This window comes from Rubrivivax sp. JA1026, from assembly GCF_011065555.1.
Taxonomy (GTDB): domain Bacteria; phylum Pseudomonadota; class Gammaproteobacteria; order Burkholderiales; family Burkholderiaceae_C; genus Rubrivivax; species Rubrivivax benzoatilyticus.
The window spans coordinates 21,476-35,457 of record NZ_JAALCQ010000008.1 but is presented as its reverse complement, the minus strand read 5'-3'; the positions used below and the strand labels follow the sequence as shown (position 1 = coordinate 35,457).

Here is a 13,982-nt window from a genome sequence, read left to right as displayed (position 1 = left end):
GGCGCCGTCAGCGCCGCGGGATCGTCGCCTCGATGCCGGTCGTGACGCCGGCCGGCGCCAGGCGCAGCTCGCCGCCCCACTGGCGCACGATCTCGGCGGCGATCGCCAGCCCCAGCCCGCAATGGCCCTGGCCGCTGCGCGCCGGCGACAGGCGCACGAAGGGCTGGCGCGCCAGCTCGAACTCGGCGGCGCTCATGCCGTGGCCGTGGTCGAGCACACGCAGCAGCGCCCCGCCCTCGTGCTCGACGAGCTCGACACGCACCGGCGCGCGGCCGTAGGCCAGCGCGTTGTCGACGAGGTTGCCGACCAGCCGCTGCACCGCCAGGTCGGCCACCGGCCAGTCGATCGGCGCGATCCGGGCCTCCACCGGGTCGCCGTGCTCGACATGGCGGCGCACCACGTCCTCGACGCTGCGCGCCAGCGGCGCGGCGCGGCCCACGGCCTCGGCACGTTCGAGCTGCACGTAGGCCAGGAACTGGTCGACGATGCGCTCCAGCGAGCCCAGGTCGGCGACCAGCGCGTCGGCCACCGCCGGCTCGCACTGGGTCTCGGCGCGCAGGCGCAGCCGCGCCAGCGGCGTGCGCAGGTCGTGCGACAGGCCGGCCAGCAGGTTCTGGCGCGTCTGCCGCCCGGCCTCGGCGACCCGCACCAGCGAGTTGAACGAAGCCGCCAGCGAACGCAGCTCCTCGCTGCCGCGGCCGTGCTCGGCGATCGGCGCCAGCGGCGCGCGCTGGCGCGCGATCTCGTCGGCCAGGCGCCGGATCGGCCGCGCGACATAACGCGCGGACAGCAGCAGCGCGCCGAACACCAGCGCCGACAGCACCGCCAGCCAGGCCAGCAGGGTCTCGAACAGCACCGGCCGCGGCAGCCGGTCGTGGAACTCCAGCCACCAGCGCTGGCCGTCCACCGTCATGCCCACCAGCAGCGTGCGCGCGCCCGCCGGCCCAGGGCCGCGGTGGACCTGCGCGTCGGGCCCGAGGCGGCGCTGCAGCTCTCGCCGGATGCCGTCGAGCGCGGCGCTGCCGCCGGGCTCGACGAGCGCCGGCACCGCCGGCCGCGGCGCGCCGGCGTCGGCCGGGCCGTCGCGCCCGGGTTCGTCGCCGCCCGGCGCCCAGGGCGGCGCGACACCGACCTGGACCCGATCGCCGGACAGCCGCCGCGCCAGCGCCGGACGGTCGGGCGCCGCGGCAGCGGCCAGCGCGGTGGCGATCGTCGCCGCGTGGGCCGCGGTCTCGTGGCCGAGTTCGTCGAGCACCGGCTGCAGCCACAGGTGCAGCACCAGCGCCTGCGTCAGGAAGGCCAGCGCGCCGACCAGCGCGACGCCGGCCGTCAGCCGGCCGACCAGCGTGCCGGGGGTGGCGGCGCCCACCTCAGGCCGCGGCCAGGCGCTGCAGGTGCGGCACGAACATGTAGCCGTGGCCGCGCACGGTCTGGATGTAGCGCGGCATCGCCGGGTCGGGCTCGACGATCTTGCGCAGCCGCATCACGGCGACGTCGGCGGTGCGCGCCAGCAGCTCCTCGCCGCGCGTGTGCGACACCGACAGCAGGCGCTCGCGCGAGATCGGCACCTGCGGGTTGGCCACCAGCTCGGCGAGGATCGAGTACTCGACGGTGGACAGCACGCGCAGCTCGCCGTCGACGGCGTGCAGGCTGCGTGTCGCCGGCACGAAGGTGTGCGCGCCGATGCGCACCTCGCGCTCGCCGGCCAGCGGCACGCCCGGCAGCGTGCCGCTGCGGCGCAGCACGGCGCGGATGCGCGCCAGCAGCTCGCGCGCCGAGAACGGCTTGCCGAGGTAGTCGTCGGCGCCCATCTCCAGCCCGAGCACGCGGTCGACCTCCTCGGTGCGCGCCGTCAGCAGGATGATCGGCACGCGGTCGCCCTCGGCGCGCAGGCGGCGGCAGGCGTCGACACCCGACTCGCCGGGCAGCATCACGTCGAGCACGATCAGGTCGGGCCGGCGGCGGTGGATGCGCCGCATCATCTCCTCGGCGCTGGCCATCGCCGTCACCGACAGCCCCTGGCGCTCCAGGTAGGCCGACAGCATGTCGCGCATCGCGGGGTCGTCCTCGACGACGAAGAGGTGGTGCGGGGTGGTGTCCATCGGCGGCAGCCTAGCGGCGCCGTGTTGCTGCATGTAGCGCAGCGTTGACGCTCCGTTTCGCGGCCCCGAGGCAGGCCGACACGCGGCGTCATCGTGCGTCGCCGCCGGCAACACGCAGGCAATGTTCGCGTCGCGCGCGGGCGCTGCAATCGCCCCGCGGCGCCATGCCGGGCGCCGGACCCTCGAAGGAACGACGATGACGCTTTCCCCGATCACGCGGCGCGGCCTGGCCCTGCTGTTCGCGGCCTCCGCCCTGCTGCTGTCCGCCTGCGGCGGCGGCGGCAGCAGCGGCGGGCCCGCCCAGCTGCGTGTGTTCAACGCCAGCACCGACGTCGACTCGATCGACGTCGACCTCGACGGCACGACCGAGTTCTCGGCCGTGGCCGCCGACACGATCACCGACTACGGCTCGTTCGACGCCGACAGCTACACGATCAAGGTGCGTGCCACCGGCAGCAGCGCGGCGCTGGTCACCGGCAGCTACACGCTGGCCAAGAAGAAGCACTACACCGGCATCGTCTGGGGCCGCAGCGGCGCGCTGAAGTTCATCACGCTGCCCGAGGACGAGGACACCGACGACATCGACGACGGCTACGGCCAGCTGCGCGTCTACAACGCGACCACCGACGCCGGCTCGCTGGACGTCTACCTGACGCAGCAGGACGCCGACCTCGCCGACGCCAGCGCGCTGGCCAGCAGCGTCTCGGCCGCCACGCTGGGCAGCTACAAGGACGTCGGCGCCGGCACCTACCGCCTGCGCGTGACGACGGCGGGCGACCCCGACGACGTGCGCCTGGACGTCTCCGGCATCACGATCAACGAAGCCGAGTACGCGACGCTGGTCATCACCGCCGGCAGCGGCGGCGTGCTCGTCAACGGCGCCGTGCTGGTGCAGCAGGGCGGCCTGGCGCAGGCGCGCAACACCCAGGCGCGCATCCGCGTCATCGCCGGCGCCGAGGCGCGCGGCACGGTGAGCGCGTCGCTGGACGGCGGCACGCTGGCCACGCTGGTCTCGCCGTCGGTCGGCAGCTACCAGCGCATCGCCGCCGGCAGCGCCGAGCTGACGGTGCGGGTGGCCGGCAGCGTGGTCGGCACCACGACGCAGACCTTCAAGCCCGGCGCCGACTACACGCTGCTGGCCTACGGCAGCGCCGGCAGCGACGCCGCCTACCGTCTGGTCAGCGACGACAACCGGCTGCCGACCGCCTCGTCGCGCTACCGCATCCGGCTGGTCAACGCCGCGGCGACGAGCGGCGCCACGACGCTGTCGGTGGACTACGCCGCGCTCGTCAACGACGTCTCGCCGGGCCAGGCCTCGAGCTTCGTCACCGCGACGACGAACAGCGACGCCCGCGTGGACGTCACCAGTTCCACCGGCGGCGACTACCTGTACACGCTGACCGAGGCCAGCCTGCAGTCCTACGGCGTCTACACTGTCTTCCTCCTCGGCGGCAACGCCGCGCCGACCGGGGTCTTGCGCAAGGACCGCTGACTGGAATCCGCCCCGCCCTCCCGCCTGGCCTGGCGCCTGACGCTGCTGCTGTCGGTGTGCGGCGTCGCCTGGCTGGCGTTCACGCCGCACCCGCCACCGCAGGCCGACACCGGCTGGGACAAGGCCAACCACGCGCTGGCCTTCGCCGTGATGGCGCTGGCCGCGCGGCTGGGCTGGCCGGCGGCGCGTGCCGCCACGCTGGCCGCGGCGCTCGCCGGCTACGGCGTGCTGATCGAGCTGGTGCAGGCCGTCGTGCCGGGCCGCAGCGCCGAGCCCGCCGACGTGCTGGCCGACCTCGCCGGTGTCACGCTGGTGCTGGGCCTGGCCGGGTGGTGGCGTCGCCGGGCCGGCAACTGAATGTTTTTACAGTAGTGGCTCGGCCCATGAGCCACTGACGCCGCACACTGTCTCCAACGTCGGGCATCGGGCCCGGCGCGCACCGGGAGACCGTGATGAACCAGGCGATCCTCGACTTCGACCTGCAGGCCCAGGCCAGCGACCGTGCCGGCTTCGAGCTGGGGTGGGACCACGCGCGCCACGGCCTCGTGCCGCCGCCGGGCCTGCTGCTCGACGGCACGCCGATCGGCCAGGGCTGGCGCGCCGGCAAGGCCGTCTTCGGCCGGCGCACGCTGGCCGCCACGCGCCTGGTGCGGCGCTGGCTGGCGCTGCGCACCACGGCCTGGCGCCAGGGCGAGGCGCTGGACCCGGCACGGCTCACGCTGCGCCACCTGGCGGCCCTGGAGACGGCGCACTGCCCGGTGACGCGGCGGGCGCTGGGCGGCGCCGCCGGCGGCGACGATGCGCCGGTGGTGGCCCGGCTCAACGCCGCGGCCGGCTACACGCCCGGCCGGCTGGCGATGCTGTGCACCCAGGCCGCCGCCGCACTCGAGGGCCTGGACGCCGGCGCGCTGCTGCGCCGCGCGGTGCAGGCCGACGCCGGGCTGGCCGACGCCCCCGGCGGCCTGACGCCGGCGCAGGGCTGGCGCCTGGCGGTGCTGGCCAGCTTCGCGACCACGATGCCCTTCACCGAGGCGGTGCGTGTGCCGCTGCGCGTGCTGCCGCCGCCGGGCGCCGAGGTCGTCAACCCCGTGCAGCAGCTGCAGGCGCTGGTGACGCTGCAGTTCGTGTCGGCCGGCTGGAGCGAGCGCATCCGCCGCCTGGCCGCGCTGCTGCCGGCCGCCGGCGGCGACGCGCTGCGCCACGACCTGCAGCTGCTGGCCGGCGCGCTGGCCGCCCGCCTGCTGGAGGCGCGTGCCGGCACCGAGCCGCTGGCGGTGCGCCGCGCGCTGGAAGACGCCTGGGCCGACCGGCGCGTCAACCAGCGCTGGCAGGCCTTCGCCCACGCGCTGGGCGAGGCGGGGGTGCACACGCTGCTCGGGCGGGCCTTGCAGGCGCCGGCCGCCGCGGCACGCAGCGCCGCGCCGGCATCGCCGGCCGACGGCGCCGTGCGCCCGGTGCTGCCGCGTGTGGCCATGGCGCCGGCGCGTGCGCTGCGGCTGGTGGCCGCGCCGCGGCGCGCGGCCGGCGGGGGCGCAGCGCGCGCCTGAGGCGGAGCCGCAGCGTCAGCGGTAGCGCCGCTCCAGCCAGGCGAGCAGCGTGCGCAGCGTCTGCGCCTCGCCGCCGGCCGGGCGGCCGGGGCGTGCGGTGTCGTTCCAGGCGTAGAGATCGACGTGCAGCCACGGCAGCGCCGGCGGCACGAAGTCCTCGAGGAACAACGCGGCGTTGATCGCGCCGGCCTGCGGGCCGCGGCCGGTGTTGACGATGTCGGCGATCTCGCTCTCGATGCCGCCGTGATAGTCGCGCCAAAGCGGCATGTGCCACAGCGGGTCGTGCAGCGCGAGGCCCAGGTCGACGAGCTCGCGCGCGGTGGCCGTGTCGCGGCAGAACAGCGCCGGCAGCTGCGCGCCGAGCGCCACGCGCGCAGCGCCGGTCAGCGTCGCCAGGTCGATCAGCAGATCGGGCTGGGCTTCGGCGGCGCAGGCCAGCGCGTCGCAGAGGATCACGCGGCCTTCGGCGTCGGTGTTGCCGATCTCGACGTGCAGGCCGCTGCGCGTGCGGATCACGTCGCCGGGGCGGTAGGCGTTGCCGGCGATGGCGTTCTCGACCGCCGGGATCAGCAGCGTCAGCCGCACCGGCAGGCCCAGCGCCATCACCAGCTGCGCCAGGCCCAGCGCGTTGGCCGCGCCGCCCATGTCCTTCTTCATCTGGCGCATGCCGTCGGGCGACTTGATGTCCAGCCCGCCGGTGTCGAAGCACACGCCCTTGCCGACCAGCGTCAGCTGCGGGTGCTTGGGGTCGCCCCAGTGCAGCTCGATCAGCCGCGGCGCACGCGCAGCGGCGCGGCCGACGGCGTGGATCGCCGGGAAGCCGGCCTTCAGCAGCGCGTCGCCGACGGTCTGGCGGAACTCGGCGCCGTGCTGCTCGGCGACCAGCTTCACGGCTTCGGCCAGCTCGGCCGGGCCCATGTGCTCGGCCGGCGTGTTGACCAGGTCACGCACCGAGGCGATGGCCGCGGCCAGCAGCAGGCCGCGCTGGGCGGCCGCGCTCTTGGGCAGCTGCAGCGTCGCCGGCGCACGCGCGGCCGGCTTGTACAGGTCGAAGCGGTAGGCGCCCAGCTCCCAGGACATCGCCGCCACCTCGGCCGGCAGCTCCAGCCCGTCGGGCGACAGGCGATAGCGGCCTTCGGGCAGCGCCCGCGGCAGTGCCGCCAGCGCCCACGGGTGATCGGCCGCGCGCACGCCGGCCCAGACCTCGGCGATGGCGCCGTCGGCCGCCGGCACCAGCACGTGGCTGTCGGGCGCGGCGCTGAAGCCGGTGGCCTCGAGCCAGCGGCGCGTGGCCGCGGGCGCGGCGTCGAGGCGGGCGGCCAGGCCGGCGCGGTCGACGACACGCACGGGGATGGCGGAGGCGGCAGGTTTTTTCAGCTGGACGGACATCGGCGGCAGGCCGCACGCGGCGGCAGGACGAAAGCGGCGATTGTGATCGGTACCGGCCACCGGACGCGGGCACGGGGGCGGCGCTTGCGGCATCATCCGCGCCCCGATGAGCCCCCGCCCTGCCCCGCCCGCCGCCGCCCCGCGGCTGTTGCTCGCCCCGATGGAGGGCCTGCTCGACTGCAGCCTGCGCGACGTGCTGACGCGTGTCGGCGGCGTCGAGCTCTGCGTCTCGGAGTTCATCCGCGTCACCGACCAGCTGCTGCCGGCGCGGGTGTTCACGCGCATCGCCCCCGAGTTGCTGGCCGGCGGGCGCACCGCCGCCGGCACGCCGGTGCGCGCGCAGCTGCTCGGCGGCGACCCGGTCTGCCTGGCCGAGAACGCCGCGCGCCTGGCCGAGCTGTCGCCGGCCGGCATCGACCTGAACTTCGGCTGCCCGGCGCCGGTGGTCAACCGCCATCGCGGCGGCGCGGTGCTGCTCGACGAGCCGGAGCTGGTGCATGCCATCGTCGCCGCGGTGCGGCGCGCGGTGCCGGCCGCCGTGCCGGTGACGGCCAAGATGCGCCTGGGCCACCTGGACACGTCGCGCATGCTGGACTGCGCGCACGCGATCGCCGACGGCGGCGCCGCCGAGCTGGTGGTGCACGCACGCACCAAGGCCGAGGGTTACCGGCCGCCGGCGCACTGGCACCGCATCGCCGAGATCCGCGAGGCGGTGGCGCTGCCGGTGGTCGCCAACGGCGAGGTCTGGACGGTGGACGACGCGCGCCGCTGCCTGGCCGAGAGCGGCTGCGACGCGCTGATGCTGGGCCGCGGCATGGTCGCCGACCCGGGGTTGGCGCGGGCGATCCGCGGCGAGCCGGTGCCCGGCTGGGCGGCGCTGCAGCCGGAGCTGCGACGCTTCTGGGCGAGCGTCAGCGCGCGTGTCGAGCCGCGCCACCGCGCGGGGCGGCTCAAGCAGTGGCTGGGGCTGATGCGGCGGCGCTTTCCGGAGGCCGGCGAAGCCTTCGCACGCATCCGCGAGAGCAACGACGCGCGCCGCGTCGAGGCGCTGATGTTCGGCGAGGCGGCGCCGGCCGCCGCCGGCGCGCCCGCCTGAAGGCTCAGGCCGCGGGAGCGGCCGGGGCGTCCGCCGGCGCGGCGGCGGGCTGGCGCTGCAGGTGCCAGTCGAGCAGCTTGCGCATGTGGCCCAGCGACACGAAGTGGGCGTAGATCAGCCCGAGCAGGCCGCTCTTGAGCAGCTCGTGCGTGGTGGCCGCGTCCAGCGCCTGCACCTTCTCGTTGTCCACCGTCAGGAAGCCGTCGACGCTGAGCTTGCTGCCGTCGGGCAGCGTGGCGTCGAAGCGCATCGGGCGCAGCAGGTCCAGGTCGCGCAGGCGGCGGCACAGCACGCGCGTGCGCTGCGTCTCGCCTTCCAGCGCCTCGAGCTGGGCGCGCGCGTTCTGCAGCACCTCGCCGGGCTTGCCGTCGGCGTCGAACATCGGCACGCCGTCGTCGGTGCCGACGCCGCTCCAGGCCGAGTCGAAGCAGACCGCGAAGTTCTCGGCGTCCATCCGGCCCAGGCACATCGGGTAGCCGCGCAGCGACGCCGGCATGTAGTCGGCGCGCCAGCGGCCCTGCTCGAGGAACAGGTTCTGCTTGGGCTGCAGGCCGAAGACGGCGATCGGCGCGATGGCCGCCTTGCCGTCGTCGTCGTTGCCGGTGCGCACGAAGAAGATCGGGTAGTCGCGCGCGGCGTCGACGAACTCGATCGCGGCGATGAAGCACGAGTTGAGGTCGGCGGCGACGCTCCAGTCGGTCACCGGCAGCGCCAGCTTCAGCGCGCGGTGCTCCTTGAGGTCCACCGGCACCGGCTTGCGGTGCAGCAGCGGGATGATCATTCGTTCTCTCCTGTGTTGTCGGTGCGCGAGACGAGCACCTTGTCGACACGTTTGCCGTCGAGGTCGACGACCTCGAAGCGCCAGCCCTGCCAGCTGACGGCGTCGGCCGTCTTCGGCAGCCGGCCCAGCAGCAGCATCACCATGCCGGCCAGCGTGTTGTAGCGGCCGCGCTCCTCGTCGGGCAGGTCCTTCAGCTCGAGCCGGTCCTTGAACTCGGGCACCGGGATCAGCCCGTCCATCAGCCAGCTGCCGTCCTCGCGGCGCACGGCCCAGGCGTCCTCGTCGGTCTGGTTGCCGAACTCGCCGGTGATCGCCTCGAGCAGGTCGCGCTCGGAGATCACGCCCTGCACGGCGCCGTACTCGTCGACGACGAACACCAGGTCGGCCCGCGACTGGCGGAAGTGCTCCAGCAGCTCCATGCCCGACAGCGTCTCGGGCACGAAGACCGGCGGCGTCAGCAGCGTCTGCAGCTGCGGCGTCTCGCCGCGCGACAGCGGCTGCAGCAGCACGTGCGCGCCGAGCACGCCGATGACGTCGTCCAGGCTGCCGCGGCACACCGGGTAGCGCGAGTGGCCGTGCTCGGCGATCTGCGCCAGCACCTCGTCGATCGGGGCGTCGGCCTCGAGCCAGACGATCTCGGCACGCGGGATCATCATCGAGCCGATCTGGCGGTCGTCCAGGCGGAAGACGTTGCGCACCATCTGGTGCTCCTGGGCCTCGATGACGCCGGCGTCCAGGCCTTCCTCCAGGCTGGCCGCGATCTCCTCCTCGGTGACGGCACGCTGCGTGTCCTCGCGGATGCCCAGCAGGCGCAGCACCGCCTGCGTCGAGGCCGACAGCAGCAGCACCAGCGGCCGCGCGGCCAGCGAGATCCAGGTCATCGGCCGCGCCACCAGGCGCGCCACCGTCTCCGGGTAGAGCTGGCCCAGGCGCTTGGGCACCAGTTCGCCGAAGATGATCGTGACGATCGTGATCAGCACGACGACGATCGCCGTGGCGCCGATGCGTGCGCTGTGCTCGTGCACGCCGAGCGTGATCAGCCAGTCGCCCAGCGGCGCCGAGAACGCGGCTTCGCCGACGATGCCGTTGAGGATGCCGATGGAGGTGATGCCGATCTGCACCACCGACAGGAAACGCGTGGGGTCGTCGTGAAGGGCCATCGCGGCCCGGGCGCCGGGGGCGCCGTCTTCCACCATCACCTGGAGCCGGATCTTGCGTGACGCGGTGAGCGCCATCTCCGACATGGCGAAAACGCCGTTGAGCAGGATGAGGAAGACGAGAAGCGAAACGTCCATTAGAGCCGCCGCGACACGGCGGCGACGGGCTGTGGGGAGGCGCGCGAGCGTAGCAGAATCCGCGCCATGATCTTCTTCGCTGGCGACGTGCAGGGTTGTGCGGACGCATTGGAACGCCTGCTCGCCGAGATCGGCTTCTCCCCCTCGCGCGACCGCCTGGTGGTGCTGGGCGACCTGGTCAACCGCGGCCCGCAGAACCTGGCCGTGCTGCGCCGGCTGCGCGACCTCGGCGACGCCGCGGTCTGCCTGCTGGGCAACCACGACCTGCACACGCTGGCCGTGGCGCACGGCGTGCGGCCGCTGCACCGCAACGACACGCTGGGCGAGATCCTGGCCGCGCCCGACGCCGACGCCTGGGTCGACTGGCTGCGCCAGCGCCCGCTGGCGCACGTCGAGGCCGGCTGGTTGTGCGTGCACGCCGGCGTCGTGCCGCAGTGGGACACGGCCAGGACGCTGGCGCTGGCCGCCGAGGTGCAGGCCTGCCTGCGCGGCCCGGCCCTGCCGGCCTTTCTGCAGCGCATGTACGGCAACGAGCCGGCGCGCTGGGACGACGGCCTGCAAGGCGCCGACCGGCTGCGGTTCGTCGTCAACACGCTGACGCGCATCCGCTTCTGCCGCGCCGACGGCACGCTGGACTTCAAGACCAAGGACGGCGCCGCCGAGGCGCCGCCGGGGCTGATGCCGTGGTTCGAGGTGCCCGGCCGCAAGACCACCGGCGAGCCGATCGCCTTCGGCCACTGGAGCACGCTGGGCCTGGTGGTCGAGCCCGATCTGATGGCGCTGGACACCGGCTGCGTCTGGGGCGGCCGCCTCAGCGCGGTGCGCGTCGACGGCGGCCGGCAGGAGCTGGTGCAGGTCGGCTGCAGCCAGGCGCAGCGGCCGGGCGCCTGAACCGGCGCCGAAGGGCCGCGCGCCGACCTAGAATCGAGGGCTCCGGCGCAAGGCCGGACGACCCTGGAAGCGTGGCAGAGTGGTCGATTGCACCGGTCTTGAAAACCGGCGACGGGCAACCGTCCGTGAGTTCGAATCTCACCGCTTCCGCCAGACATCCAATGGCAACAGGCACTCGGGACGCCCTTGAGGCCTCGCCTGCCATACGGCCAGCCCTGGCAGACAGTTCAGCGGCAGCGGACGAGTCCCGTCCGATCATCTCTGGCTGCGCGTCGGCGGCCCGTTCGCGCAGACCGACGATTCAAGTGCGTCCGACCGAGATCCTCGCTCTCGGGACGGCCGCTGCGTCGGCGAACGCTCCACCATCCCTGATGCAACGTTGCCTCCGTGGGCGCAGCGAGGTGCTGCGCACGCGCACGCCCTGAACCGGCGACGCGTACTTTACCTTTTCTAGCCAAGAACTTTCCAATTATTCCGTCGCCGCTTTACCATTCGCGCATGAACAGCCCAGACACGACCCTCATGCTTCGGCTCGTCGACGAGGACCCGCGCAATGTTGCGGGGAGGCTGGCGAGTGCCCTGAACATCTCGCGTCAAGCGGCCAGCGCGCGACTCCAGAAGGCCATGAAGGCTGGGCTGCTGGGACGAGAGGGGCACGGGGCCGGCGTTCGCTACGAGCTGCAAACCTTGAAGGAGGTTCGGCAGAGTTTTGACCGTGTCGGGTTATCGGAAGACAGGGTGTGGCAACAGCACCTGCACCCTTTGGTGGCCGATCTCGCGGAGAACGTGCGCGATGTCTGGCGCTACGGCATGACGGAGATGATCAACAACGCCGTCGATCACTCCGGATCGCCGCAGGTGCACATCCGCATGCGACGAAACGGGTTGTTCACGCAGGCCTGGGTCGTGGACGATGGCGAAGGGATCTTCCTGCGCATCCAGAGGGCGCTTGGGCTGTTCGACCAGCGAGAGGCGATCCTCGAGCTGGCCAAGGGGAAGTTCACGACCGATCCCGACAACCACTCGGGCGAAGGCATCTTCTTCTCGTCGAAGGTGTTCGACTGCTTCGACATCCGGTCCGGGCGACTGCACTTCGCGCACGACTCGGACGAGGCCGATGTTCTGCTCGAATCGAATGGGGATGCACCGGGGACCACGGTGCTCATGAAACTGGCCAACGACAGCACGCGCACCACGCGAGAGGTGTTCGACAAGTTCGCCGTGCCCGACGAATACACCTTCGCCAAGACGATCGTGCCGGTTCGCTTGGCTCAGCACGAAGGCGAGAAGCTGGTCTCCCGGTCTCAGGCCAAGCGCCTGACGATGCGGTTCGATCGCTTTCAGACGGTGATCCTGGACTTTGCTGGCGTCGCCGAGATCGGCCAGGCGTTCGCCGACGAAGTGTTCCGGGTGTTCCAGCGAGCGCACCCGCAGACCACTCTGGTCCCGACCAACATGACGCCAGAGGTGAAGTCGATGGTCTCCCGGGCCCGGGCCGCGAGCCGCGCCTCCTGAGGTACACGACGCGCGCATCGCTTGCAAACCCCGCTGCGCCGTCCATCTTGCGTCGCCCAGTGGCCTGCGGAGGACGAGCAGGCGGGGGCGATCGGCGATCAGGTTTGCACCCCGGCTCCGCGGTCACAGCGCGAGCGGTACGGCCGGCCTCCCTTCACGGCCCCGCCATCCCCTTCGCCGCCCTGCCCCCGATTCAGCGGACAATCCCCCCATGGACCTGCATGTGCCGATCACCCTCACCGACGAACTCGCCGACGACGTCGTCACCGCCAGCGCTCGCCTGAACCTCGCCAGCGGCGAGATCGGGCGCATCGAGTACCACGACTGGGATGTCGCCACCCAGGGCCACCCCTGGGAGCGCGACGACTACGAGTTCACCAGCGGCACGCTGTCCAACGCCGGCAAGGACGTCGAGTTCGGCGTCACCGTCAACCGCACCTCCGGGCAGTACTCGGTCAGCGCCGACGAACTGCTGGAGATCAAGGTCAAGGCCGCGCAGCTGTTCGCCGGCATCAGCGGGACGGATCTGGCCGGACGCACCGGCCGCACGCACTGAGCGGCCGGCACGGCGCGCGGCACGCACCAGCGCCGTGATGCCGTCGCCGACTCGGGCCGGGCACGGCAGCGCCGTCGAGGTGCTGCTGGCCTTCCTGAAGCTCGGCCTGACCTCGTTCGGCGGCCCCGTCGCGCACCTGGGCTACTTCCACGCCGAGTTCGTCGGCCGCCGCCGCTGGCTGGACGAACGCAGCTACGCCGAGCTCGTCGCGCTGTGCCAGTTCCTGCCGGGCCCGGCCAGCAGCCAGGTCGGCATGGCGCTCGGGCTGCTGCGCGCCGGCTGGGCCGGCGCGGCGATGGCCTGGCTGGGCTTCACGCTGCCGTCGGCGCTGGCGCTGATCGCATTCGCCTACGGCATCGCCGGCCACCCCGGCCTCGCCGCGTCGGGCGCGGTGCACGGGCTGAAGGTGGTGGCCGTGGCCGTCGTCGCGCAGGCGGTGTGGACGATGGCGCGCACGCTGTGCCCCGACCGGCCACGCGCGGCGCTGGCCCTCCTGGCCGCGCTGGCGACGCTGGCGCTGCCGTCGGCGCCGGGCCAGTTGGCGGTGATCGTCGCCGCGGGCCTCGTCGGCTGGCGGCTGCTGAAGCTGCCGCCAGCGCCGCCGGGGCCGCAGGCGGTCTGGCGCGTGCCGCGCGCGGCCGGCGTCGCGGCGCTGGCGCTGTTCGCGGCGCTGCTGCTCGGGCTGCCGCTGCTCGCCGCGGCCACCGGCTCACCGGGCTGGGCGCTGGTCGACGGCGTCTACCGCGCCGGCGCGCTGGTCTTCGGCGGCGGCCACGTCGTGCTGCCGCTGCTGCAGGCCGCCGTCGTGCCGTCCGGCGCGGTCGACGACGCCGCCTTCCTCGCCGGCTACGGCGCGGCGCAGGCGGTGCCCGGGCCGCTGTTCACGTTCGCGGCCTACCTCGGCGCGGTCGCGCAGGGGCCGCTCGCGGGCTGGGTCGGCGGGCTGGTGTTCCTGGTCGTGATCTTCGTGCCGGCGTTCCTGCTCGTCGTCGGCGCGCTGCCGTTCTGGGACACGCTGCGCCGGCGTGACGCGGTGCGCGCGGCGATGGCCGGCGTCAACGCCGCGGTCGTCGGCATCCTGCTGGCGGCGCTGTACGACCCGGTCTGGACCACCGCCATCGGCAGCCGCGCCGACTTCGGCCTGGCGCTGGCGGCCTTCGGGCTGCTGGCCTGGGGCCGCGTGTCGCCGGTGATCGTCGTCGCGCTGGGCGCGGCGGCCGGCGCGCTGCTGGGCTGAAGGGCCCGCAAACGCCGCCGCCGAGCGGCCCGGACGGAACACGCGGCGCGCCTCGCGCTCGAACGTAGACTCGATGGGTCG

Annotated in this window: 13 protein-coding genes and 1 tRNA gene; 9 read left to right on the top strand and 5 right to left on the bottom strand. The window is 73.7% G+C overall.

The genetic code is table 11. The features are described from left to right. Window positions 1-7: 7 nt before the first annotated feature. Both G5B56_RS13925 and G5B56_RS13920 read right to left on the bottom strand, forming a co-directional pair. The gene (locus tag G5B56_RS13925; RefSeq protein WP_164963585.1) at window positions 8-1,369 is read right to left on the bottom strand and encodes a HAMP domain-containing sensor histidine kinase; all 1,362 of its coding nucleotides are present in this window, start codon (window positions 1,367-1,369) and stop codon (window positions 8-10) included. A 1-nt stretch (window position 1,370) separates the two neighbouring features. Further along, window positions 1,371-2,102, bottom strand: a complete 732-nt coding sequence (locus tag G5B56_RS13920; RefSeq protein ID WP_164963584.1) for a response regulator — start codon at window positions 2,100-2,102, stop codon at window positions 1,371-1,373. Window positions 2,103-2,298: 196 nt separating this feature from the next. On the opposite strand from G5B56_RS13920, the gene G5B56_RS13915 reads away from it, so the two are divergent. The 3 genes from G5B56_RS13915 to G5B56_RS13905 all read left to right on the top strand — a co-directional run bounded on the left by G5B56_RS13915 (window position 2,299) and on the right by G5B56_RS13905 (window position 5,141). Beyond that, a complete protein-coding gene (locus G5B56_RS13915) occupies window positions 2,299-3,594 on the top strand; it encodes a DUF4397 domain-containing protein (RefSeq protein ID WP_009856094.1) in 1,296 nt (431 codons plus the stop codon). A gap of 54 nt (window positions 3,595-3,648) precedes the next feature. Further along, entirely contained in the window at window positions 3,649-3,951 is a 303-nt protein-coding gene (locus tag G5B56_RS13910; RefSeq protein ID WP_164963583.1) for a VanZ family protein, read from the top strand. A gap of 95 nt (window positions 3,952-4,046) precedes the next feature. Continuing rightward, window positions 4,047-5,141, top strand: a complete 1,095-nt coding sequence (locus G5B56_RS13905) for a hypothetical protein (protein WP_164963582.1) — start codon at window positions 4,047-4,049, stop codon at window positions 5,139-5,141. A 15-nt stretch (window positions 5,142-5,156) separates the two neighbouring features. On the opposite strand, the gene G5B56_RS13900 is transcribed toward G5B56_RS13905, so the two are convergent. Then, window positions 5,157-6,530 carry a M17 family metallopeptidase gene (locus G5B56_RS13900; RefSeq protein ID WP_164963581.1) on the bottom strand — a complete coding sequence of 458 codons (1,374 nt, stop codon included), beginning with the start codon at window positions 6,528-6,530 and terminating at the stop codon, window positions 5,157-5,159. 106 nt (window positions 6,531-6,636) lie between these two features. On the opposite strand from G5B56_RS13900, the gene G5B56_RS13895 reads away from it, so the two are divergent. Then, entirely contained in the window at window positions 6,637-7,626 is a 990-nt protein-coding gene (locus G5B56_RS13895) for a tRNA-dihydrouridine synthase (RefSeq protein ID WP_164963580.1), read from the top strand. A 4-nt stretch (window positions 7,627-7,630) separates the two neighbouring features. Here G5B56_RS13895 and G5B56_RS13890 read toward each other — a convergent pair whose 3' ends face one another. Both G5B56_RS13890 and G5B56_RS13885 read right to left on the bottom strand, forming a co-directional pair. Beyond that, window positions 7,631-8,407, bottom strand: a complete 777-nt coding sequence (locus G5B56_RS13890) for a SapC family protein (protein WP_009857976.1) — start codon at window positions 8,405-8,407, stop codon at window positions 7,631-7,633. Further along, window positions 8,404-9,702: a hemolysin family protein gene (locus tag G5B56_RS13885; RefSeq protein WP_009857977.1), complete on the bottom strand. Its 1,299-nt coding sequence runs from the start codon at window positions 9,700-9,702 to the stop codon at window positions 8,404-8,406. Before G5B56_RS13885 ends, G5B56_RS13890 begins: the two co-directional genes overlap by 4 nt. 66 nt (window positions 9,703-9,768) lie before the next feature. Between G5B56_RS13885 and G5B56_RS13880 the strand changes: the two genes are divergently transcribed. The 5 genes from G5B56_RS13880 (at window position 9,769) to chrA (ending at window position 13,901) form a co-directional block, all read left to right on the top strand. Continuing rightward, window positions 9,769-10,593: a symmetrical bis(5'-nucleosyl)-tetraphosphatase gene (locus tag G5B56_RS13880; protein WP_164963579.1), complete on the top strand. Its 825-nt coding sequence runs from the start codon at window positions 9,769-9,771 to the stop codon at window positions 10,591-10,593. 65 nt (window positions 10,594-10,658) lie between these two features. After that, a tRNA-Ser gene (locus G5B56_RS13875) sits at window positions 10,659-10,746 on the top strand. A 345-nt stretch (window positions 10,747-11,091) separates the two neighbouring features. Then, window positions 11,092-12,108, top strand: a complete 1,017-nt coding sequence (locus G5B56_RS13870; RefSeq protein WP_164963578.1) for an STAS-like domain-containing protein — start codon at window positions 11,092-11,094, stop codon at window positions 12,106-12,108. A 211-nt stretch (window positions 12,109-12,319) separates the two neighbouring features. Next, entirely contained in the window at window positions 12,320-12,664 is a 345-nt protein-coding gene (locus G5B56_RS13865) for a hypothetical protein (RefSeq protein WP_009857980.1), read from the top strand. 37 nt (window positions 12,665-12,701) lie between these two features. Next, complete coding sequence (chrA, locus tag G5B56_RS13860) at window positions 12,702-13,901, top strand: chromate efflux transporter (RefSeq protein ID WP_164963577.1); 1,200 nt, start codon at window positions 12,702-12,704, stop codon at window positions 13,899-13,901. The last annotated feature ends 81 nt before the right edge of the window (window positions 13,902-13,982 follow it).

Coding starts and splice junctions, on each gene's coding strand:
- G5B56_RS13885 (WP_009857977.1), bottom strand. CDS start 9,702: ATGGACGTTTCGCTTCTCGTCTTCCTCATCCTGCTCAACGGCGTTTTC.
- G5B56_RS13920 (WP_164963584.1), bottom strand. CDS start 2,102: ATGGACACCACCCCGCACCACCTCTTCGTCGTCGAGGACGACCCCGCG.
- G5B56_RS13880 (WP_164963579.1), top strand. CDS start 9,769: ATGATCTTCTTCGCTGGCGACGTGCAGGGTTGTGCGGACGCATTGGAA.
- G5B56_RS13915 (WP_009856094.1), top strand. CDS start 2,299: ATGACGCTTTCCCCGATCACGCGGCGCGGCCTGGCCCTGCTGTTCGCG.
- G5B56_RS13895 (WP_164963580.1), top strand. CDS start 6,637: ATGAGCCCCCGCCCTGCCCCGCCCGCCGCCGCCCCGCGGCTGTTGCTC.
- G5B56_RS13870 (WP_164963578.1), top strand. CDS start 11,092: ATGAACAGCCCAGACACGACCCTCATGCTTCGGCTCGTCGACGAGGAC.
- chrA (WP_164963577.1), top strand. CDS start 12,702: ATGCCGTCGCCGACTCGGGCCGGGCACGGCAGCGCCGTCGAGGTGCTG.
- G5B56_RS13865 (WP_009857980.1), top strand. CDS start 12,320: ATGGACCTGCATGTGCCGATCACCCTCACCGACGAACTCGCCGACGAC.
- G5B56_RS13890 (WP_009857976.1), bottom strand. CDS start 8,407: ATGATCATCCCGCTGCTGCACCGCAAGCCGGTGCCGGTGGACCTCAAG.
- G5B56_RS13905 (WP_164963582.1), top strand. CDS start 4,047: ATGAACCAGGCGATCCTCGACTTCGACCTGCAGGCCCAGGCCAGCGAC.
- G5B56_RS13900 (WP_164963581.1), bottom strand. CDS start 6,530: ATGTCCGTCCAGCTGAAAAAACCTGCCGCCTCCGCCATCCCCGTGCGT.